Annotated in this window: 19 protein-coding genes; 14 read left to right on the plus strand and 5 right to left on the minus strand. The window is 65.1% G+C overall.

Translation table 11 applies throughout. The annotated features are described in order from the left end of the window. The first annotated feature begins 425 nt into the window (after positions 1-425). Genes BR71_RS12235 through BR71_RS12265 form a run of 7 tightly spaced genes read left to right on the plus strand, consistent with a single transcriptional unit; the run spans position 426 to position 6395 of the window. Positions 426-1034 (plus strand): CDP-alcohol phosphatidyltransferase family protein, encoded by a 609-nt coding sequence (locus BR71_RS12235; protein ID WP_043637662.1) that lies wholly within the window; start codon positions 426-428, stop codon positions 1032-1034. Then, complete coding sequence (locus tag BR71_RS12240) at positions 1027-1974, plus strand: phosphatidate cytidylyltransferase (protein WP_107732795.1); 948 nt, start codon at positions 1027-1029, stop codon at positions 1972-1974. Before BR71_RS12235 ends, BR71_RS12240 begins: the two co-directional genes overlap by 8 nt. Positions 1975-1981: 7 nt before the next feature. After that, the gene (locus BR71_RS12245) at positions 1982-2635 is read left to right on the plus strand and encodes a lysophospholipid acyltransferase family protein (protein ID WP_019102762.1); all 654 of its coding nucleotides are present in this window, start codon (positions 1982-1984) and stop codon (positions 2633-2635) included. Between the two features lie 13 nt (positions 2636-2648). Further along, a complete protein-coding gene (locus tag BR71_RS12250; RefSeq protein WP_052370530.1) occupies positions 2649-4436 on the plus strand; it encodes a bifunctional alpha/beta hydrolase/class I SAM-dependent methyltransferase in 1788 nt (595 codons plus the stop codon). Beyond that, positions 4433-5758 carry a phosphatase PAP2/dual specificity phosphatase family protein gene (locus BR71_RS12255; RefSeq protein WP_052370531.1) on the plus strand — a complete coding sequence of 442 codons (1326 nt, stop codon included), beginning with the start codon at positions 4433-4435 and terminating at the stop codon, positions 5756-5758. Before BR71_RS12250 ends, BR71_RS12255 begins: the two co-directional genes overlap by 4 nt. Then, the gene (locus BR71_RS12260) at positions 5755-6144 is read left to right on the plus strand and encodes a hypothetical protein (protein ID WP_043637665.1); all 390 of its coding nucleotides are present in this window, start codon (positions 5755-5757) and stop codon (positions 6142-6144) included. The genes BR71_RS12255 and BR71_RS12260 overlap by 4 nt, the downstream gene beginning before the upstream one ends. A gap of 41 nt (positions 6145-6185) precedes the next feature. Further along, positions 6186-6395, plus strand: coding sequence for a hypothetical protein (locus BR71_RS12265; protein WP_043590936.1), 210 nt, complete (start codon positions 6186-6188; stop codon positions 6393-6395). A gap of 201 nt (positions 6396-6596) precedes the next feature. Here BR71_RS12265 and phnE read toward each other — a convergent pair whose 3' ends face one another. The 4 genes from phnE to lgt all read right to left on the minus strand — a co-directional run bounded on the left by phnE (position 6597) and on the right by lgt (position 10936). Next, on the minus strand, positions 6597-8165 hold the full coding sequence (gene phnE, locus BR71_RS12270; RefSeq protein WP_043637668.1) for a phosphonate ABC transporter, permease protein PhnE: 1569 nt from the start codon (positions 8163-8165) through the stop codon (positions 6597-6599). After that, positions 8159-8956: a phosphonate ABC transporter ATP-binding protein gene (locus BR71_RS12275; RefSeq protein WP_043637671.1), complete on the minus strand. Its 798-nt coding sequence runs from the start codon at positions 8954-8956 to the stop codon at positions 8159-8161. Before BR71_RS12275 ends, phnE begins: the two co-directional genes overlap by 7 nt. Then, positions 8953-9795, minus strand: coding sequence for a putative selenate ABC transporter substrate-binding protein (locus tag BR71_RS12280; protein ID WP_043590938.1), 843 nt, complete (start codon positions 9793-9795; stop codon positions 8953-8955). Before BR71_RS12280 ends, BR71_RS12275 begins: the two co-directional genes overlap by 4 nt. 289 nt (positions 9796-10084) lie before the next feature. Further along, complete coding sequence (gene lgt, locus BR71_RS12285) at positions 10085-10936, minus strand: prolipoprotein diacylglyceryl transferase (protein WP_043637675.1); 852 nt, start codon at positions 10934-10936, stop codon at positions 10085-10087. Positions 10937-11133: 197 nt separating this feature from the next. On the opposite strand from lgt, the gene ilvD reads away from it, so the two are divergent. Beyond that, entirely contained in the window at positions 11134-12990 is a 1857-nt protein-coding gene (gene ilvD / locus BR71_RS12290) for a dihydroxy-acid dehydratase (protein ID WP_043637677.1), read from the plus strand. Between the two features lie 748 nt (positions 12991-13738). Beyond that, a complete protein-coding gene (locus tag BR71_RS12295) occupies positions 13739-14818 on the plus strand; it encodes a hypothetical protein (protein ID WP_043637681.1) in 1080 nt (359 codons plus the stop codon). Between the two features lie 206 nt (positions 14819-15024). On the opposite strand, the gene BR71_RS12300 is transcribed toward BR71_RS12295, so the two are convergent. After that, complete coding sequence (locus BR71_RS12300; protein WP_244269623.1) at positions 15025-15960, minus strand: LysR family transcriptional regulator; 936 nt, start codon at positions 15958-15960, stop codon at positions 15025-15027. A gap of 188 nt (positions 15961-16148) precedes the next feature. Here BR71_RS12300 and BR71_RS12305 point away from each other — a divergent pair, with 188 nt between their 5' ends. The 5 genes from BR71_RS12305 to BR71_RS12325 all read left to right on the plus strand — a co-directional run bounded on the left by BR71_RS12305 (position 16149) and on the right by BR71_RS12325 (position 20269). Further along, complete coding sequence (locus tag BR71_RS12305; RefSeq protein WP_043637687.1) at positions 16149-16850, plus strand: pirin family protein; 702 nt, start codon at positions 16149-16151, stop codon at positions 16848-16850. A 97-nt stretch (positions 16851-16947) separates the two neighbouring features. After that, positions 16948-17601, plus strand: coding sequence for a hydrolase (locus BR71_RS12310; protein ID WP_043637689.1), 654 nt, complete (start codon positions 16948-16950; stop codon positions 17599-17601). 57 nt (positions 17602-17658) lie between these two features. Then, positions 17659-17886 (plus strand): DUF1427 family protein, encoded by a 228-nt coding sequence (locus tag BR71_RS12315; protein ID WP_156038969.1) that lies wholly within the window; start codon positions 17659-17661, stop codon positions 17884-17886. Beyond that, complete coding sequence (locus BR71_RS12320; protein WP_043637692.1) at positions 17883-19772, plus strand: amidohydrolase; 1890 nt, start codon at positions 17883-17885, stop codon at positions 19770-19772. Before BR71_RS12315 ends, BR71_RS12320 begins: the two co-directional genes overlap by 4 nt. 95 nt (positions 19773-19867) lie before the next feature. Beyond that, entirely contained in the window at positions 19868-20269 is a 402-nt protein-coding gene (locus tag BR71_RS12325) for a DUF3224 domain-containing protein (RefSeq protein WP_208854870.1), read from the plus strand. Positions 20270-20366 lie beyond the last annotated feature (97 nt).

Below are 20366 nucleotides of genomic sequence, written 5' to 3' on the forward strand. Positions count from 1 at the left end.
GCCGGGGGTTCCGTTCGCGCTGTTTGGCGGCGCGTTTTCAGAAGATGCCGGCGCATCGTGATTCCGAGAAATTTTCTGCCATGGATAAACCCATGACATGCGATGAGATGATGCTAAGGCATTCTGTAAATTCTTGGAAATTATTAAAAATTAGTCTTATATATTAATTTGTTTTGATTGTGTGATTTTCCTCATCGGAACAATGCCTTGTCCAAATCGAGGCCGTGGCGACGGCGGGCCGATATTTTTGTTCGAGGTAGGATTGCCAAACAATTTCCTTTGCCGCGCTTTTCTGCAATCGGCATAATCGCGTTTTCCGTGTGCCCGCCCTTGGCGGACGCCTCGACGGATTTGCAACTTTTCTTGACGACTGTGATGACTGTCGCGTAAGCGCGCCGGGACGGATCAGACAAGCCAAAGCCGAAATGCCCAGCATCTATCAACTCAAATCCCGTTTTCAGGACCTGCTGCGCCCCTTGCTGCGCGGCTTGGTTTCCCTTGGCGTTACCGCCAACCACGTTACGCTCGGCGCCATGCTGGCCTCCATCGCCTACGGTGGCTGGCTGGCCACCCAGCCGGAGCGGGCCTTGCCGTGGCTGCTGTTGCCCGTATTCCTGTTCCTGCGCATGGCCTTGAACGCCATCGATGGCATGCTGGCGCGCGAGCACGGTCAGAAGTCCCGGCTGGGCGGCATTCTCAACGAAGTGGGCGACGTGGTGTCCGACGCCGCGCTCTACCTGCCGTTCGCCTTCTTGTTGGCGGAGCCGGCCTGGGTGGTGTTGGCGGTGAGGCTGGCCTTGCTGACCGAGTTCGTCGGCGTGCTGGGCCCCAGCCTGGGCGGCACGCGGCGCTACGACGGCCCTATGGGCAAAAGTGACCGCGCTTTCGTATACGGCGCCTACGCGTTGCTGCTGGGCCTGTGGCCGCAGGCGACGGCCTGGGGGGCTTGGGTGTTTGGATTGAGCGCCGCCTTGATGGCGCTGACCTGCGTCAACCGGGCGCGGGCCATTTTGAAAGAGGGCGAAGATGTTTAAACCGCTGTTGCCGCAGGCATTGATCTGGGCGCTGGGCGCCGTATTCGCGTTGTTGGTGATCGCCAGCGTCGCCATCCGCGTGCTGGAGAGCCGATCGCCGCAAAAGAACTGGCTGGAGTTGAAGCTGCGCATCCGCACCTGGTGGTGGATCGTCGCCTGCTTCTCGCTGACTTTGCTGGGCAATGTGCCGCTGGCGCTGGTGGTGTTCGCGCTGATCAGCTTCCTGGCGCTGAAGGAATACCTGACGCTGTGCGCCACCCGCACCGCCGATCACGTGGTGCTGTTCTGGGCTTATCTGAGCATCCCGCTGCAGTATTACTGGCTGGGCATTCACTGGTACGGCATGTTCATCATCTTCATCCCGGTTTACATCTTTCTGTTCCTGCCGATGCGCATGGTGCTGATCGGCGAGACCCAGGGCTTCCTCAAGGCGGCCGCCTCGCTGCAATGGGGGCTGATGATTTGCGTGTTTTGCCTGAGCCATATGGCCGCCGTGTTGACCCTGCCGCAGCTGACCCATATCGGCGAACCGGCCCAAGGCGCGATGTTGCTGTTCTACCTGGTGGCGCTGACTCAGCTCAACGACGTGGCGCAATACTTGTGGGGCAAGGCCTTCGGCCGGCGCAAGGTGGCGCCCAAGGTATCGCCCAACAAGACGCTGGAGGGCTTCCTGGGCGGGGCGCTGACCACCTGCTTGCTGGGCTGGCTGCTGGGGCCGTTGCTGACGCCGTTCTCGCCGCTGCACGCGGCCTTGGCCGGTTTGTTGATCGGGGTGATGGGGTTCATTGGCGACATTGTGATTTCCGCGGTGAAGCGCGACATCGGGGTCAAGGACTCCGGCCGCCTGCTGCCCGGCCACGGCGGGGTGCTGGACCGGCTGGATTCGCTGACCTATACCGCGCCGCTGTTCTTCCACTATGTCCACTACTTGTACTTCTGAGCCGATGATGAGCCGATTGCTGCGCATTCTGTTTGTGTTGCTGCTGGCCCGGCCGGTGGTGCGATTGTGGTTGGGGGTGACGGTGCGTCATCAGGAGAGGCTGCCGCTGAACGGCCCGGCCATCGTGGTGGCCAACCACAATAGCCACCTGGACATCCTGGCGCTGTACAGCCTGTTTCCGCTGGGGCGCATCCCCGAGGTGCAGCCGGCGGCGGCGGCGGACTACTTCCTGAAAAATCGTCTGTTCGCCTGGTTCGCCACCCAAGTGGTGGGCATTATCCCGGTGGTGCGCGGCGGCGTGGCCAAGGGCCTGGACCCGTTGGAGGGCTGCCGCGAGGCGCTGCGCCAGGGACGGATTCTGATCCTGTTTCCGGAAGGCTCTCGCGGCGAACCCGAGGTGCTGTCCGAGATCAAGTCCGGCATCTGGTATCTGAGCCGCGATTTCCCCGACGTGCCGGTGGTGCCGGTCTATCTGCACGGCCTGGGCCGGGCGATGGGGCGCGGCCAATGGCTGCCGGTGCCCTTCTTCGTCGATATCGCCATTGGCCGACCGCTGCAGTGGCTGGAAGAGAAAACCGCTTTCCGCGACCGCATCCGCGAATCGCTGTTGTACTTGAAGCAAAAAACCCTGCCCGCCGCGCCGGCGGAGCAGGAGGCTTGAAAGGAGCCGGAGCATGCGCCAAGCCGAAGAATCGCAGTTTGTCAGTTTTGACGGTCAAACCCTGTTTTATCGGCATTGGCCGGCGCTGACTCCCGGCGCGCGGCCGCGCGCCATCGTGCTGCTGCACCGCGGCCACGAACATTCCGGCCGCCTGCAGCACCTGGTGGACGAGTTGCAGCTGACGGATACGCCGATGTTCGCCTGGGACGCGCGCGGTCACGGCCGCAACGACGGGCCGCGCGGCTACAGCCCCAGCCTGGGCGCCACGGTGCGCGACCTGGACTGCTTCGTCCGCCACCTGTGCCAGCGTCACGGCCTGGCGATGGAGGAGATCGTGGTGATCGCCCAGAGCGTGGGCGCGGTGCTGGCGGCCGCCTGGGCCCACGACTACGCGCCGCGCGTGCGCGCGCTGGTGCTGGCCTCGCCGGCCTTCAAGGTCAAGCTCTACGTGCCCTTCGCCCGGCCTGGGCTCCGGCTGATGCAGCGGCTGCGGGGCAATTTCTTCGTCAACTCCTATGTCAAGGCGCGCTTCCTGACTCATGATCCGGAGCGCATCGCGTCCTACAACAGCGACCCGCTGATCACCCGGCCGATTTCCTCCAACATCCTGCTGGACTTGTACGACACCGCCGAGCGCATCGTCGCCGACGCCGGCGCCATCACGCTGCCGACCCAGTTGTTGATGTCGGGCGCTGACTTCGTCGTGCACCACGGGCCGCAACGCGAGTTCTTCCAGAAACTGGGCAGCCCCCTGAAGGAAATGCACCTGCTGCCGGGCTTTTACCACGACACCTTGGGCGAGCGCGACCGCGCGTCGGCGCTGGACAAGATTCGCGCCTTCATCCAACGAGTGGAGGCCGGCGCGCCGGCGGTGGACCTGAGCCGCGCCGACGCCGCCGGCTATACCGCGCTGGAATACCAGCAACTGCAGCAGCCGCGCTCCTGGCTGTCGCCGTTGCGCTGGCAGTTTGCGCTGACCCGGCTGACCCTGGCCACGCTGGGCCGCCTGTCCGCCGGCATACGCCTGGGCTGGCGCACCGGTTTCGATTCCGGCAGCACCCTGGATTACGTTTACCGCAATCAGGCGTCCGGCTTCAGCCCGCTGGGCCGCCTGGGCGACCGCGCCTACCTGGACAGCGTGGGCTGGAAGGGGATACGCCAGCGCAAGCTGAACCTGGAGGAGCTGATTGCCGCGGCGATGAGCCGCCTGCGCGTCGATGGCCGGCCGCTGCGCCTGTTGGACATCGCCGCCGGTCATGGCCGCTACATTCTGGACGCCGTGGCCGGCCAGCCGGTGGAACATGTACAGCTGCGCGATTACAGCGACATCAACGTCGGCGCCGGCCGACGCTTGATCGCTGAACGCGGCCTGGAAGCGGTGGCGCGTTTCGACCAGGGCAACGCCTTTGACCGCGCCAGCCTGGCCGCGTTGCAGCCGGCGCCGACGCTGGCGGTGGTGTCCGGCCTCTATGAGCTGTTTCCCGAAAACGAACCCATCCGCCAATCGCTGGCCGGCCTGGCCGAGGCGGTGCCGCCCGGCGGCTATCTGGTCTACACCAACCAGCCCTGGCACCCGCAGCTGGAACTGATCGCGCGCACGCTGAGCAGCCATCGCGGCGGCGCGGACTGGATCATGCGCCGGCGCACTCAGCAGGAAATGGACCAACTGGTGTCCGACGCCGGCTTCGAGAAGCTGGAGCAGCGCATCGACGAATGGGGCATCTTCAGCGTCAGCCTGGCGCGACGCCGCGCCGACGCCGCAACGGAGCGGCCACAGCCGCTGGCCGAGGCCGAGGCGTGAGCGCGCCGGCCGCCGCCGGCCGTCCTTGGCGGCTGGCCTGTCTATGGCTGTTGCTGTTGGGGCCCAGCTTCTTCCTGCTCTACGGCGCGGCCAATCAATACGCGGCCGGCCTGCCGCCGGAGCGGGTGGGTAATGTGGCGATGGCCTGGGAGCGGGCCATCCCGCTGTGGCCGTGGACCATCGTGCCGTATTGGAGCATAGACCTGCTCTACGGCCTGTCGCTCTTTCTGTGCGTCAGCCGCGCCGAACTCAATGCCCACGCCAAGCGCCTGCTGGCGGTCACCCTGCTGTCCTGCCTGTGCTTTCTGCTGTGCCCGCTGCGCTTCGGCTTTGAGCGCCCGCCGCTGGACGGCGTTTTCGGGCAACTGTTCGACCTGCTGATGGGCTTCGACAAACCGTTCAACCAGGCGCCTTCGCTGCATATCGGCCTGTTGGTGGTGCTGTGGCTGCGCTACTGGCAGCACACGCCCCGGCGCTGGCTCTGGCTGCTGCATGGCTGGTTCGCCTTGATCGGCGTGTCGGTGCTGACCACCTGGCAGCATCATTTTTGGGATGTGCCCAGTGGTTTCGCGCTGGCGGTGCTGGTCTGCTATCTGTGGCCGATGCCGGCGCCGACGGCCCCGTCCTGGCGTTCGCCCGAGCCGGGCCGCAGCCACGTTTTGGGCGCGCGTTACGCGGCAGGGGCCGTGTTGCTGCTGGTTTTGGCGGCGGCGCTGGGCGGCTGGGGCTGGCTGCTGGCCTGGCCGGCGCTGGCCTTGAGCGTGCTGGCGTGGGCTTATTGGCGGCTGGGTCCGGCCGCGCTGCAAAAACACGCCGGCCGCCGCCGCTTCGCCGCGCGTGTGCTGCTGTGGCCTTACAGCCTGGCCGCGCGGCTGGCGCATGCTTATTTTCTGCGCCGCTTGCCGGGCGCGGAGGAGGTGATAGAGGACGTTTGGCTGGGGCCGGTCAGCGCGGCGCGCGACGCCCGCTTCGTCGCGGTGCTGGACCTGGCCGCGGAATACGACCGCCAGGCGGCCGGAGCCGTGGTATACCATAGCCAGCCCTTGCTGGATCTGCTGCTGCCGGCGCCGGCTCAATTGCGGCTGGCGGTGCAGGCCCTGGATCGATTGCGGGCCGGCCAGCGCGGGCCGTTGCTGGTGCATTGCGCTTTGGGCCTGACACGCAGCGCGGCAGTGTTGCTGGCTTGGATGGTGCTCAGCGGACGCGCGGGCTCGGTCGAGCAGGCGCGCGCGCTGCTGAGGCAACGCCGCCAGCGCGTGGAGCTGAGCGATGCGCAATGTGAAGAACTGGCGCGCCTGTGCGCGCGATTGGAGCCCTTGTGACGTCTGATCTTGCGCAGGCGCGGCTGAGCGCCGCGGTTCTGGTTTCCTGCCGCTGGCTGTGCTGGCCTAGTTGGGGTTTGCTGGCCTTGTCGGCGCTGACGCCGGCGCCGGCCTTATGGCTGCCGTTGTGCGCTGCTGTCGCTTTATGGCAAGCCTGGCTGGGCTGGCGTTTGCAATTGGACGCGGCCTTGTTGCAGGCCGTGGATTCGGCTGGCACTCTTGAGGAGCTGGACCTGACCTTGTCACGGCTGTTTGGGCGCGACTTGGCCGGCCGCTCGCTGGAGGCAAGGCAGCGCGGCATGGCCCGCTTGCTGCGCGGATTTTTACTGGCGACCGGTCTGTGCTGGCTGCTGTGCCTGGCAGGGCTGTTGGCGGGGCGGATGTGAACAATAAGAAGATTCAAAAGCGTGGGAAGAGGAGAACCGTGATGAGCAAGAGAGCATGGTATGGCGGGGCGGTCTGCGCTTTGCTGGCCTCCGGGGGCTTGGCCTGGTTGGGTTTGATGCTGGCGGGCTTTGGCGCGTCCGGCAGCAATGGCGGCACGCCGGAGTGGCCGTTCTTGGTGGCCAAGGCGCTGGGGTTCGCGGGTTTCGCGATGTTTGTGTGTGGATTGGTCGCTTGCAAGGAAGCCAATTAAGCATGGGATGAAAATGGACGGGGCGGCAGGCTAAGGCTTGCCGCCCCGTTCGTCGTCTCAGAACCTGTTCAAGGGCTGCAGCGCTTCGTGGAGCGTTGCACGGTGAGTACAAGTTCAAATGCTCGTGTAGCACGAGTACATTCCGTTTTTTCCTTGTTTTCGCCTTGTCTCGCCTTTGCTCGCGAGACTTTGAACAGGCTCTCAGCCCAGGCGCCGGCGCAGCGCGCGGCTCAGCTGTTCCACGCCCCAGGACAGCGCCACCATCGCCAGGATGACGGCGGCGGCGGCTTGCTGCTGGAACAGCGACAGCGCCAGATACAGCTGCTGGCCCAGGCCGCCGGCGCCGACGATGCCGAGCACGGTGGCGATGCGGATATTGTTTTCCCAGCGGTACAAGGTGTACGCCAGCCATTGGCTGGCGACCATGGGCAAGGGCCCGTAGCAGAAGGCGGCCGCGCGGCCGGCTCCGGCGTGGAGCAGCGCCTGTTCCGCCTGCGGCGGCGCGTTTTCCAGGGTTTCCGCAAACAAGCGGCCCAACACGCCGGCGGTATGCATCGCCAGCGCCAGCACGCCGGCGGCCGGCCCCAGGCCCAGCGCCAACACCGCCAGCGCTGCCCACAGCAGGTCCGGTATGCCGCGCAGCATGTTCAACAACAGACGCGTCGCGCGCTTGGCTGCGACGCCTAGCCGGCCGGCGGCCGGCAAGGCCAGCGGCATGGCCAGCAAGGCCGCCAGCACCGTGCCCAGCGCCGACATCGCCAAGGTCTCCACCACGCCCTGACCCAGTTGTCTTAAAGCGGCGGGGGAGAAGTCCGGCGGCAGGAATTCCATGGCGAAGCGCGGCAGGCCGCGCCAGTCGAAGCCGTTGGCTCGCCAGTCCGGCCATAGCCAGCAAAGACTGAAGGCGGCCAGCGCGCCGCCGGCCAGCAACAGGCGGCGGCCGCCGCCGTTGCGTTCCAAAGCGCGCCGCGACCAGCGGCTGACGCCTTCGCTCAAACCCACCAGCAGCAGGAACACCAGGAGCAGAGTGCCCACCTCGCCGCCGTTGAGCATTTTCAGGCTGCTGTCCAGCAACTGACCGATGCCGCCGGCGCCGACGAAACCCATCACGGCCGACGCGCGAATCGCGCATTCCCAGCGGTAGACGCTATAGCTGATCAATTCCGGCAGCGCTTGCGGCCACAGCGCCCAGCACAGCCGTTGCCAGCGGCTGGCGCCGGCGGCCGCCAGCGCCTGCGCCGGCGCGCGTGGCTGGGATTCCAGAATTTCCGCGTAGACCTTGCCCAGCATGCCGCCGTAAGCCAGGCCCAGCGCCAACACCGCCGGCAGGCTGCCCAGGCCGGCGGCGCGGACAAAGAGCAGCGCCCAGACGATGTCCGGCACGCCGCGCAGCCACACCATCAGCCCGCGCAGCAGGCTTTGCGCGGCCAAGACCGCGCGGCGCGGCGGGGAGGCGGTGAGTTGATGATCGTCCAGCGCGCGGCTGGTGGCGAAGGCCAACGGCGCGCCCAGCAGCATGGCCAGGACCAGGCCGGCGCTGGCTACCGCCAGCGTGACGACGGTTTCCCTCACGACTTCTTTCAGGAAGTCGCCGTCGTGGGCCGGCGGCAGAAAGCCGGCGGCGAAGCGCGCCAGGTTGAGCCAGGTGTCGCCGTTGAGCAAGGTGGCCAGCGTGAACTGAGTCAGCGGCAGCGTGGGTAGAAGCAGCGCCAGAGTCAGCAGCAGCCAGCCTAGCCTCGCGCGCGCGGCCGGGTCGCGCGGTTTCAGCATTGCAGGCCTCTGAGCGCCGTGGCGGGCGCGGCCGCTTCCATCGCCGCGTCAGGCGCGTCGCCGGAGTAGAGTTCGGTCAGCAGCGCGGAGTCGACCTGTTCGCGTGGCAAGTCGAAGGCGATCGCGCCGTCGCGCAGGCCGATGATGCGCGGGAAGTGCTCCAAGGCCAGTTGCACCGAGTGCAGGCTGACCAGAAGCGCGGCGCGGCGCGCGCGGGCGTCCTCGCACAGCAGGCGAATGGTGTCGTCGGCCAGCCTGGGGTCCAACGCCGACACGGGTTCGTCGGCCAGCAAGAGTTCCGGGCGCTGGTACAGCGCGCGGGCGATGCCGACACGCTGGCGCTGTCCGCCGGACAGCTGGTCGCAGTGCTGCCACAGTTTGTCGGACAGGCCCAGCCGTTCCAGTTCGGCGGCGACGCCGGCGGCGTCGTCCGGCCACAGCAGCCGGCGCAGGGCCGCCAGTTCGCCGCTATGACCCAGCCTGCCGGCCGCCACCGCATGGATCACCCGCTGGCGCGGAGGCAGCGGCGGCGTCTGATAGACACTGCCGATGCGCGCGCGCAAGGCGCGCAGGGCGCGGCGCGGCAGGCGCCAGGGGTCGGCGCCCAGCAGCCGGACCTCGCCGGCGTCCGGGCGCAGGCCGGTGTTGGCCAGCAGCAGCAGCGAACTCTTGCCGGCGCCGGACGGGCCGATCAGGGCCGCTTGCTCGCCGGCGGCCAGGCGCAGCGTTATGCCGCGCAGGATGACGGCGCCGTCCAGCTTCAGGCCGGCGTCGTGGAACTCCAGGCTCACTTCAGCAGCCCGGCGGCCGTGGCGGCGGCTTCTATGCCCTGATAATTGTCCGGCTTGGTGGGAATGAAGCGGCTGGCGCGCTGTAAATCCAGCACGGCTTTCTGTTCAGGATTCTTGGCGTCCAGCTTGAGGAAGGCCTGGCGGATTTTGTCCTGCAAACCCTTGTCCATGCTGCCGCGCACCGTCCAGTTGTAGTCGTAGTAGGGCGGGGTGGTGGCGATTACGCGCACTTTGGCGCTATCCACCTTCTTGCTTTCCACCAGCTTTTGCCACACCGAGCTGTTCAACACGCCGGCCTCCACCTTGCCGGCGGCCACCCAGGCCACGGTGGCGTCGTGGGCGCCGGAATAGGCGACGTTCTTAAAGAAGCTTTCCGGTTTGATGCCGTCCTTCTGCATGAAATAGCGCGGCATCAGATGGCCGGACGTGGAGGAGGCCGAGCCGAAGGCGAAGCTGTCGCCCTTCAGCTCCTTCAGGCTCTTGGCCGGGCCGCTGGTGATGAAGGTTGAGGTGAACTTGCTGTCCTCCTCGCGCTGAACCAGCGGAACCACCTTGCCGCGCTGGCTGGCCTGCACATAGGTGAAGCCGCCCAGCCAGGCCAGGTCCAGCTTGTCCGAGGTCAGCGCGGTGACCACGCCGGCGTAGTCCGATACCGGCACGAACTGCACTTTCATGCCCAGCTCTTTTTCCAGGTACTGGCCCAGCGGCGCGAATTTGCGCTGCAGTTCGGTGGGGGATTCGTCTGGAATAGCGGAGACTTTGAGCACGGTCTGGGCGGCGTTGGCCAGGGTGGCGGCGGCCAGCAGGGCGCTGGCCAGCGTCAGTTTGATGGCGGTCATGGCAGTGTTTTCCTCTATCTGCGGACAAAAAGCCGCAAGGGCTGGCGCCGGCGGGCCGGCGATTCAAAAAGGCCAGTCATAAGACTGGCCTTGAAGCAGCGGGCTAAGAACTTGTTTACGATCTGTTGCGCGTCAGCGATACAGCGTTGAAACCAACCTCGAAATGCTCATGTACAGTATGTACATTCCGCTTTCTCAGCTGGTTTCGCCTTGTCTCGCTCTAGCTCGCGAGATCGTAAGCCGGCTCTAAAGACCGCCGCGTATAGCAAGTATTCTAGCCTAGCCTGGCTCAGGCTGCCTTGCGCTTGCCGAACAGGTAGAACAGCGCCAGGCCGATCACGATCATAGGCAGGCTCAGCCATTGGCCCATGCTGATCACGTCCGACCGGCCGAAGATGCCGGCGTCCGGCGTGCGGAAGAATTCGCTGCCAAAGCGGGCCAGGCCGTAGCCGATGAGGAACAGCGCGGACACCTGGCCGCGGGCGCGCGTCTTGGCGCTAAAGCACCACAGCAAGGCAAACAGCGCCAGGCCTTCCAGCGCGAATTCGTACAGCTGCGAGGGGTGGCGCGGCAGGCCGCCGTACTGGAGCAGGGTCACCATCAGGTCGGAGGACTGCTGCGCCTGGACCAGGTCGTCCATTCTGGCTTGCGGAAACAGCATCGCCCAAGGCAGCTTGGGATCGGCCACCCGGCCCCATAGTTCGCCGTTGATGAAGTTGCCGATGCGGCCGGCGGCCAGGCCCAGCGGCACCAGCGGCGCGATGAAGTCGGTGACTTCCCAGAAGCTGCGGCCGTGCTTGCGCGCGAACAGCGCCACGCCGATCAGCACGCCGATGAAGCCGCCGTGGAAGGACATGCCGCCCTTCCACACCATCAGGATTTCCAGCGGGTGGCTGAGGTAGTAGCCGGGCTGGTAGAACAGCACTTCGCCCAGGCGGCCGCCCAGCACCACGCCGACGGCGCCGTACATCAGCAGATCGTCCAGCAGTTTGGAGGTGAGGAAGGCGTGGCCGCGCTTGATGCGGTAATTGCCCAGGATCAGGAAGCTGGCGAAGCCCAGCAGGTACATCAGACCGTACCAATGAATGGCTAGCGGGCCCAGCTGGATGGCCACGGGGTCGAACTGCGGATGAATGATCATTTGTCAGCCGTGTGCGTTTGCGGTAAAAGAATGTGGACGGATTATATGGGAAAGCGTTCCCACGCGTCGCGCGGCCCACCCGCCGCCCGGCGCATTTTTGCCTTGAGCTCCCCGGCACCCGGAGCCAGGCGGCCCGGCCTTAAAGCAGGCCAGGCCCGGAGCGCCTTTCCGCCCATGCAGAAATTAAGGAATCAGCAATGCCCCAATACCGCTCCCGCACTTCCACCGCCGGCCGCAATATGGCGGGTGCCCGCGCTCTATGGCGCGCCACCGGCATGAAGGACGACGACTTCGGCAAACCCATCATCGCCATCGCCAACAGCTTTACCCAGTTCGTGCCCGGTCACGTGCACTTGCACAATATGGGCCAACTGGTGGCGCGGGAAATCGAACGCGCCGGCGGCGTGGCCAAGGAGTTCAACACCATCGCCATCGACGACGGCATCGCCATGGGCCACGGCGGCATGCTCTACAGCCTGCCCAGCCGCGACCTGATCGCCGACAGCGTGGAATACATGGTCAACGCCCACTGCGCCGACGCGCTGGTGTGCATCTCCAACTGCGACAAGATCACCCCCGGCATGCTGATGGCGGCCATGCGCCTGAACATCCCTGTGGTGTTCGTCTCCGGCGGCCCGATGGAAGCCGGCAAGGTGCAGTGGGGCAACGACATCCGCAAGCTGGATCTGGTGGACGCGATGGTGGAGGCCGCCAACAGCGCGGTGTCCAACGAGGATGTAGAGCGCGTGGAGCGCTCCGCCTGTCCCACCTGCGGCTCCTGCTCCGGCATGTTCACCGCCAACTCCATGAACTGCCTGACCGAGGCGCTGGGCCTGTCCCTGCCCGGCAACGGCAGCCTGGTGGCCACGCACGCGGACCGCAAGGAATTGTTCCTGCGCGCCGGCCGGCTGATCGTGGACATCACCAAGCGCCATTACGAGCAGGACGACGCCAGCCTGCTGCCGCGCGCCATCGCCACCAAGGCCGCGTTTGAGAACGCGATGAGCCTGGATGTGGCCATGGGCGGCTCCACCAACACGGTGCTGCACCTGCTGGCGGCGGCGCAGGAAGCCGGAGTGGACTTCAAAATGGCGGACATCGACCGCATCTCGCGCTCGGTGCCGTGTCTGGCCAAGGTGGCTCCGGCCACCCAGAAATACCATATGGAAGACGTGCACCGCGCCGGCGGCGTGGTGGCCATCCTGGCTGAGCTGGACCGCGCCGGCCTGATCCGCCGCGAGGTGCCCACCGTGCACAGCGCCACGCTGGGCGAAGCGCTGGAAGCCTGGGATATCCGCCGCCACGGCGAAGACAGCGAGGCGCGACGCTTCTACCGCGCGGCGCCGGGCGGCGTGCCCACCACCATCGCCTTCTCGCAATCCATGCGCTACCCGACCGTGGACGACGACCGCGCCGAAGGCTGCATTCGCGACCGTGAGCACGCTTACTCCCAGGATGGCGGCCTGGCGGTGCTGGCCGGCAATATCGCCGAACGCGGTTGCATTGTTAAAACCGCCGGCGTGGACGACTCCATTCTCAAATTCAACGGGCGCGCCCGCATCTTTGAAAGCCAGGACGCGGCGGTGGAGGCCATCCTGGCCGACCGCATCGTGGCCGGCGACGTGGTGGTGATCCGCTACGAAGGCCCCAAGGGCGGCCCCGGCATGCAGGAAATGCTGTATCCCACCAGCTATCTGAAATCCAAGGGTTTGGGCAAGGACTGCGCTTTGCTGACCGATGGCCGCTTCTCCGGAGGCACCTCCGGCCTGTCCATCGGCCATGTGTCACCGGAAGCCGCGGAGGGTGGCGCCATCGGTCTGGTGGAAGAGGGCGACCGCATCGAGATCGATATCCCGGGCCGTTCCATCCGCTTGGCGGTCAGCGATGAAACGCTGGCTGCGCGACGCGCGGCGATGGAAGCCAAGGGCCGCGACGCCTGGAAGCCGCTGGGCCGCGACCGCCTGGTCAGCCCTGCGCTGCGCGCTTACGCGGCGATGACCACCAGCGCCGACACCGGCGCGGTACGCGATGTGACGCAAGTAGAACGCCGTTGATATTTGTCATATTTCCTTAACCGGTTTCCGGATAGGATTCGGGCCGTGCGGTTTTTTGCCGTGCGGCCCATTGTTTTTTAGGGCGCGGCAACCATCTGGTCTTCATTCGCTCGCCGCTGTTTTCGCAGGCGCAGCCTCGCTTCTTTCTCGCCTCCCGGCTTCCGGCGGCGTCTTAGTCTTGTTCATTTGTTTTCGAATCCAACAGTTCTTCTCTGTGTGTTTTCCTAAATTTTCACAAACGAAATCCGTTCTAATGCCGTTAGTCATATGCTTTGTCTGTTTAAATCTAAATGGCATTGTTTTTGACTAAAGCGAAAACGGATCAAGATAGCGCAGATACCTGAGAGGAGGGAGGACGTGATCAAGTTGCGAGGGACAGGCAGGCAAGTTCCCTTATTACACGAATTTTAATAATTTTGTTGTTTAACAAAAGCTTAGCGAATGCTTAGCATGGGTGTGGCTGGGGGAAAGGCAAAAAAAATGCGCGGTACCGTTAGGTCCGCGCCAAGTCTACAAAGGAGAAATAGAGGAGAAACTATCAAGAAGCAATTGCTGCATCTCAACGAGAACGAATTATCCAGATTGCGGTATCGAGTGTCAACATGTTGTTTTTCGCAAATGTGTGAAATTATAATTTTCTGTCGCGCATCTGGTACATCTCGGCCGGGGCCGCCTCTGTCGCGGCGCACCATGGCCGCCGCAGCTGTGCCAAAATAGCGGTTTTCCGATTGCAGCAGGATTCCCCTTCATGGACGCCGTACGCCATACCCTTCCCGATCCGCGCCAGTACCACCCGCAAGTGGCGCTGACCAATATGCTGATTCACAATGCCCAGTCGGCGCTGAACGCCAAGACCGAGTCCGATCGGGAAATGTGGTTCTCAGCGGTGCGAGACGCGATGGCCGAGATGCTGGCGCGCGGTGAGCTGCTGTCCATTTCCGTGGCGCTCGCCATGGTGCCGTCGCAGCAATGCTATCAATTGGTGTGGGACGCGCTGCGCGACGCGGTGGAAAACACCGGCGGCGGCCGCGCCATTGTCTTCGCCATGCCCTTGGTGTTGGTGGCCGGCAGCAAGAGCCAGACCACGCTGCCCGGCGAGATTGCCGACGAGGCCGGCCTGAACCAGCTGCTGCGCGAGCACGGCGTGTTCGCCGGCGACGCCGACGTTGCCTTGGGCGGCGCGCTCTTGCACCCGGACAGCGTGGTGGGCTTGGACTCCGCCCAGCTTTATAAGCTGAACCGCGACCCGGCCCATGCCCGCGCGTTGCTGCCGCAGCAACCGGCACCGGTCACGGTAAAAGAAGAGGGCGTGTTCCTGCGCTACCTATTGGGCGTGGCGATTCAGCCGGAGGGCGCGGAACCGCCGTTGCGCCTGGGCGGCGCGGTGGGCAGCTGGGGCATGCCGCTGATGAAATTCCTGGGCGAGCAGTTGAAGGCCGACGGCGTGACGCTGTTCCCCATCGCTCGTCCGCCGATGCCCGCGATGCAGGCGATGGTGGCGGGCAACTACGCCCGTTTCGAGGTGGCGATGCAGGTATTCGCCAGCAGCCAGATCCGCCGCCTGCGTGAACTGAACAAGGAGCCGGTGGCCATCCTGTCCGCTCACGATAACGGCGAACTGCATATCACTCTGTCCGCGGAAGGCGACGAGCGCAATTGGGAAGCCTTCGTCTGGCCGCTGGCGGCGCTGGACAATGTGCAACTGATTGAAGAAAGTTTCCGCGAACTGATGGCGGAATGCCATGTGCGCGAAGTGCATGTGCTGCCGGAGCTGCACCCGGACAGCAAGGACGGCGTGCCCCTGTTCTTTACCGCCGACGATTTGTAAGAACGTGTTTACGATCTCGCGAGCTAAGGAGAGACAAGGCGAAAACAGCTGAGAAAGCGGAGTGTACACACGGTACATGCGCATTTTGAAGGTGCACACACCGTGTAACGCTCCACGACGCGCAGCAGATCGTAAACAGGTTCTAAGCCCCGTCCCATTTTGTTCGATGACCAAGCCCCGCATGAAGCGGGGCTTGGTCATGGGGCTCAGCCTTTCGCTTCCGGCTGATGGCGCGCCCATGGCGCGACGGCCAGCCGCGCCGCCAGATAGTCGATCAAGGCCTGCACCCGCGCCGGCCGGCTGCGGCCCGGCGGCGTCAGAATGTAAAGCGCGATCGGGTCCACCTGCCAATCCATCATCACGGTTTCCAGTTCGCCGGCCTGCACATCCTGCCAGGCCAGGAATTCCGGCTGAAGCGCCAGGCCCAGGCCGGCGCGCAGCGCCGGCGTCAATGCCTCGGCGTTGTTGACCCGCAGCGGCGAGGGCATTTCCAGCGCGAACTCGCCTTCATCCGGGTGGCGGAAGCGCCAGAACTGCCCGCCGGGCGCGTTGCTGTACAACAGCGCGCGGTGTTCGGCCAACTCGCGGGGATGGCGGGGCCGGCCATAGCGCGCGAAATACGCCGGGGAGCCCACCAGAAGGATGCGCACCGCGCACAGGCGGCGGGCCAGCAGGCTGGAGTCGGTCAGCGAGGCGATGCGCAGCGCCAGGTCCAGCCGTTTGGCCACCAGATCCACCTGCTCGTCGCTGAAGTGGAAGTCCAGTTCCACGTCCGGGTGGCGGGCCATGAACTCCGGCAGCAGCGGCGCCAGGTGGGACAGGCCGAAGGACATTGGCGCGGTGACCCGCACCGCACCGCGCAGGCTGGTGGATTGCTCGGCGATGTCCGCCTCCACCGCCTCGCCCTCCGCCAGGATGCGGCTGGCCCGCTCCAGCGCGGCGTGGCCGGCCTCGGTCAGCGTGATGCGGCGCGAGGTGCGGTGGAACAGCATGGTCTTCATTCGGGCTTCCAGGCGCGTGATGGCCTTGGACACCGTGGCCTGGGACAGCGTCAGTTCCGCGGCGGCGCGGGCGAAGGAGCCGCATTCCGCCACCTTGGCGAAAATAGCCCAGGCTTCCAGATCGGGGAGTCGTTTCATCATTGGATTCGCTTCAGGCGATGGATTTCAATTTTAACCATCAAACTGCAAGATAGCGCATTAATCATGTCAAAAATGGAAACGATGCAATTCCATATATCCCGTTAACATAGCGTTGTCCGCTGCGTATAGTGGTTGCATCAGACGCGTCGCCGGGCAGGCGGCGCCTCGCCACAATACGGGAGGACAGCATGATAGAACATCGCTCTTTCGCCAGCCTGGGCGGAGCCCACCATGGCTGGTTGGACGCCAAACACCATTTTTCCTTCGCCGAATACCATGACCCGGCGCGCATGCACTGGGGCGCTCTGCGGGTGTGGAACGACGACACCATCGCGCCGGGCACCGGCTTTCCTCCACATCCGCATGCGGATATGGAAATCATCACTTATGTTCGTGAAGGCGCGATCAGCCACCGCGACAACCTGGGCAATCAGGGCCGCACCGAGGCCGGCGATGTGCAAGTGATGAGCGCAGGCAGCGGCATTGTTCACTCTGAATACAATCTGGAAGCCGTCGACACCCGTATTTTCCAGATCTGGATCATGCCGGAGCGGCGCGGAGGCGAGCCGTCCTGGGGCAGCAAACCGTTTCCCAAGGAGGACCGCTCCGGCGCCTTCGTCGCTCTGGCCAGCGGCATGGACGGCGACGATCAGGCCTTGCCGATCCGTGCCGACGCCCGCGTGTTGGGCGCCGCCCTCAAGGCCGGCGAAAGCGTCGATTACCGGTTGGGCGCACAGCGTTGCGCTTATCTGGTGCTGGCTCGCGGCCGGGCGGAGGTTAACGGCGTGACGCTGCAAGCCCGCGACGGCGCGGCGATCCGTGATGAGGACTTGCTGCGCATCGTCGCCGGAGAGGACGCCGAACTGATTCTGGTGGACAGCCGCGAATGACTGCCGCGGCGGGCAGGGGCCGGCGGCCCTTCTGCCCGCCCGGCGTCTTGCCCACCCGGCCGCCGTCTGTTCATTCCTTGATCCACTGGAGAATGCCATGAGCCTGAAAGCCACCCCGACCCCCAGCCCGCTGTTGCTGACCCCGCACGATCACACGCTGATCCTGATCGACTACCAATCGCAGATGGCTTTCGCCACTCACTCCATCGACATGCCCACGCTGCGCAACAACGCCGGCTTGGTTGCCAGCGCCGCCGCCGGCTTCAAGGTGCCCACGATACTGACCACTGTGGCCGAAAAGAGCTTTTCCGGGCCGATGTTCGAAGAGGTGAGCGCCCCCTTTCCCGGACAGCGTATGCTGGACCGCAGTTCGATGAACACCTGGGAAGACGCGGCGGTGATTGATCGCGTCAACCATATCGGCAAGGGCCGCATTGTGCTGGCGGGCTTGTGGACCAGCGTCTGCATTGTCGGCCCGGCGTTGTCCGCGCTGTCCCAGGGCTTCGAGGTCTACGTGATCGCCGACGCTTGCGGCGACATCTCGGCGGAAGCGCACGAGCGCGCGATCCAGCGCATGGTGCAGGCCGGCGCGCGGCCGATCACGGCCTTGCAATACTTGCTGGAATTGCAGCGCGACTGGGCGCGAGCCGACACATACGACCTAACCACCGGCATCGCCAAAAAGCTGGGCGGAGGCTACGGCTTGGGCATCCAGTATGCCAAAACCATGTTCGGCGCCCAAGAAGGTTGATCCGCCGAGCGTATTGATTCCATGCCGGCGGCCACGCCGCCGGTAGAGGGCGCAAGCATGAAACCTTATCTGATTTCCTTGGCGACCGGCCTGTTGGTGGGCGTCATCTACAGCCTGCTGCACGTGCGTTCGCCGGCGCCGCCGGCCGTCGCCATCCTCGGCCTGCTGGGCATGTTGATCGGCGAGCAGCTTTGGCCCCAATTCCAAGCGTTGCGCCATGGCGCGCCAGCCGCCGTCAGCCAGCCGGCGAGCCCGGTCGCCGCCTCACAGGAGAAGCAATCATGACCACCACTGCCTTGGCCGATCTCATTTTGCGCAATGGCCGTTTCACCACGCTGGACCGCGCTCGGCCCTGCGCCAGCGCAGTTGCCGTTAAGGATGGCCGCTTTCTCGCCGTGGGCGAGGACAGTGAAATCATGGCGTTGGCCGGCGCGGCCACCCGCGTGATCGATCTGCGCGGTCGCAGCGTTTTGCCCGGCCTGATCGACAACCATACTCACGTGGTGCGCGGCGGCCTCAACTTCAATATGGAGTTGCGTTGGGACGGAGTGCGTTCGCTGGCGGACGCCATGGAGATGCTGCGGCGGCAGGTCACCGTTACGCCCGCGCCGCAATGGGTGAGGGTGGTGGGGGGCTTCACCGAGCACCAGTTTCTTGAGAAGCGCCTGCCCACGCTGGAGGAGATCAACGCGGTAGCGCCGGACACGCCGGTCTTCTTGCTGCATCTGTACGACCGCGCCTTGCTCAACGGCGCGGCTCTGCGCGCGGTAGGCTACACCAAGGACACGCCGGCGCCGCCGGGCGGCGAAATCGTCCGCGGCGCCGACGGCGCGCCCACCGGCTTGCTGCTGGCCAAGCCCAATGCGGCCATCCTGTACGCCACCCTGGCCCAAGGACCCAAGCTGCCCTTTGATTACCAACTCAACTCTACCCGCCATTTCATGCGTGAGCTCAACCGCCTGGGCGTGACCGGCGTGATCGACGCCGGCGGCGGCTTTCAGAACTACCCGGACGATTACGCGGTGATCCAGCAACTGGCCGACGCCGGCCAGATGACGGTGAGATTGGCGTACAACCTGTTCACCCAAAAACCCAAGCAAGAGAAAGAGGACTTCCTCAACTGGACCGCCGGAGTCAAATACAAGCAGGGCGATGATTATTTCCGTCACAACGGCGCGGGGGAGATGCTGGTGTTTTCCGCCGCGGACTTTGAGGATTTTCGTCAGCCGCGGCCGGACATGCCGCCCGAAATGGAGGGGGAACTGGAGGAGGTGGTGCGCATCCTGGCGCAAAACCGCTGGCCGTGGCGTTTGCACGCCACTTACGACGAAACCATCTCCCGCGCGCTGGACGTGTTTGAAAAAGTGGACCGCGACATTCCCTTGAGCGGCCTGAACTGGTTCTTCGACCACGCCGAAACCATTTCCGATCGCTCAATCGACCGCATCGCCGCGCTGGGCGGCGGCATCGCGGTGCAACACCGCATGGCTTACCAGGGCGAGTATTTCGTCGAGCGCTACGGCGCCGCCGCCGCCGAGGCCACCCCGCCGATCGCCCGCATGCTGGCCAAGGGCGTCAAGGTGTCCGCCGGCACCGACGCCACCCGCGTCGCCTCGTACAATCCATGGGTGTCGCTCGCCTGGATGGTGACCGGCAAGACCGTGGGCGGCTTGCGGCTCTACCCGCAGCGCAACTGCCTGGACCGAGAAACCGCGCTGCGGATGTGGACGGAGAACGTGGCCTGGTTCACTCATGAAGAAGGCCGGCGCGGCCGCATCGAAGCCGGGCAGTTCGCCGATCTCATCGTGCCGGACCGGGACTTCTTCGCTTGCGCCGAGGACGACATCTCCTTCATGAGCTCGGACTTGACCATGGTGGGAGGCCGCATCGTTTACGCCGCCGCCGACTTTGCCGCGCTGGACGACAATCCCTTACCGCCGGCGATGCCGGATTGGTCCCCGGTGCGACGCTACAAAGGCTACGCCGCTTGGGGCGAGCCGGAGGGCGCTGGCCGCCGCTCGCTGCACCGCCAGGCCGGCGCGGCCTGCGCTTGCGCCAGCGCCTGCGGCCTGCACGGGCATCAGCACGCCCGCGCCTGGGACGCGGGCCTGCCGGTGTCCGACTCCCAGAGTTTCTTCGGCGCCCTGGGCTGCTCCTGCTGGGCGGTTTGACTCCGGGATAGAAGAAGCCAGCGCGCGGCCGCGGCCGGCTGCGTTATCATGACGATGGCCTGCCGCGCCCGCGGCGGCGCCCATCTTGAGGACACATGATGAAATCCATCGCCAGCGGCCGTTTCGACGTCAAACTCTCCCCGGAACCCTTGAGCGAGACAGCCGGCGCTAGCGGTCTTGGCCGCATGTCGCTGGACAAGCGTTTTCATGGAGATCTGGACGCCGTCAGCCAGGGCGAGATGCTGAGCTTCCGAAGCGCGGAGCCGGGTTCGGCCGGCTATGTCGCCATGGAGCGGGTGCAAGGCAGCCTGCACGGCCGCAAAGGCAGTTTTGTGCTGCAACACAGCGCCACGATGACGCGCGGAGCCGCCGAGCAAGCCATCATGGTGACGCCGGATTCCGGCACCGAGGAACTCTGCGGCATCAGCGGCTGCCTGCGCATCACGATCACCGCCGGCGAGCACTTCTACAATTTTGATTACCCCCTGCCCGGATAAGCGGTTCAAAGCCGGCTGCGCCCTGGCTCGCAAGATTTTGAACTGGTTGCGCGCATCTGGAGAGGCCCGTTTTTCCCTTCGCGGCAATTGCTTCACG

The sequence above is a fragment of the Chromobacterium haemolyticum DSM 19808 genome (assembly GCF_000711885.1).
Taxonomy (GTDB): Bacteria; Pseudomonadota; Gammaproteobacteria; order Burkholderiales; family Chromobacteriaceae; genus Chromobacterium; species Chromobacterium haemolyticum.

What these genes read in the sequence shown, in the direction of transcription:
- phnE (WP_043637668.1), bottom strand. Translation starts at nt 8,165, where the DNA reads ATGCTGAAACCGCGCGACCCGGCCGCGCGCGCGAGGCTAGGCTGGCTG.
- BR71_RS12250 (WP_052370530.1), top strand. Translation starts at nt 2,649, where the DNA reads ATGCGCCAAGCCGAAGAATCGCAGTTTGTCAGTTTTGACGGTCAAACC.
- BR71_RS12265 (WP_043590936.1), top strand. Translation starts at nt 6,186, where the DNA reads ATGAGCAAGAGAGCATGGTATGGCGGGGCGGTCTGCGCTTTGCTGGCC.
- BR71_RS12240 (WP_107732795.1), top strand. Translation starts at nt 1,027, where the DNA reads ATGTTTAAACCGCTGTTGCCGCAGGCATTGATCTGGGCGCTGGGCGCC.
- BR71_RS12320 (WP_043637692.1), top strand. Translation starts at nt 17,883, where the DNA reads ATGACCACCACTGCCTTGGCCGATCTCATTTTGCGCAATGGCCGTTTC.
- BR71_RS12295 (WP_043637681.1), top strand. Translation starts at nt 13,739, where the DNA reads ATGGACGCCGTACGCCATACCCTTCCCGATCCGCGCCAGTACCACCCG.
- BR71_RS12280 (WP_043590938.1), bottom strand. Translation starts at nt 9,795, where the DNA reads ATGACCGCCATCAAACTGACGCTGGCCAGCGCCCTGCTGGCCGCCGCC.
- BR71_RS12315 (WP_156038969.1), top strand. Translation starts at nt 17,659, where the DNA reads ATGAAACCTTATCTGATTTCCTTGGCGACCGGCCTGTTGGTGGGCGTC.
- BR71_RS12245 (WP_019102762.1), top strand. Translation starts at nt 1,982, where the DNA reads ATGAGCCGATTGCTGCGCATTCTGTTTGTGTTGCTGCTGGCCCGGCCG.
- BR71_RS12325 (WP_208854870.1), top strand. Translation starts at nt 19,868, where the DNA reads ATGATGAAATCCATCGCCAGCGGCCGTTTCGACGTCAAACTCTCCCCG.
- BR71_RS12235 (WP_043637662.1), top strand. Translation starts at nt 426, where the DNA reads ATGCCCAGCATCTATCAACTCAAATCCCGTTTTCAGGACCTGCTGCGC.
- lgt (WP_043637675.1), bottom strand. Translation starts at nt 10,936, where the DNA reads ATGATCATTCATCCGCAGTTCGACCCCGTGGCCATCCAGCTGGGCCCG.
- BR71_RS12300 (WP_244269623.1), bottom strand. Translation starts at nt 15,960, where the DNA reads ATGATGAAACGACTCCCCGATCTGGAAGCCTGGGCTATTTTCGCCAAG.
- BR71_RS12305 (WP_043637687.1), top strand. Translation starts at nt 16,149, where the DNA reads ATGATAGAACATCGCTCTTTCGCCAGCCTGGGCGGAGCCCACCATGGC.
- BR71_RS12310 (WP_043637689.1), top strand. Translation starts at nt 16,948, where the DNA reads ATGAGCCTGAAAGCCACCCCGACCCCCAGCCCGCTGTTGCTGACCCCG.
- ilvD (WP_043637677.1), top strand. Translation starts at nt 11,134, where the DNA reads ATGCCCCAATACCGCTCCCGCACTTCCACCGCCGGCCGCAATATGGCG.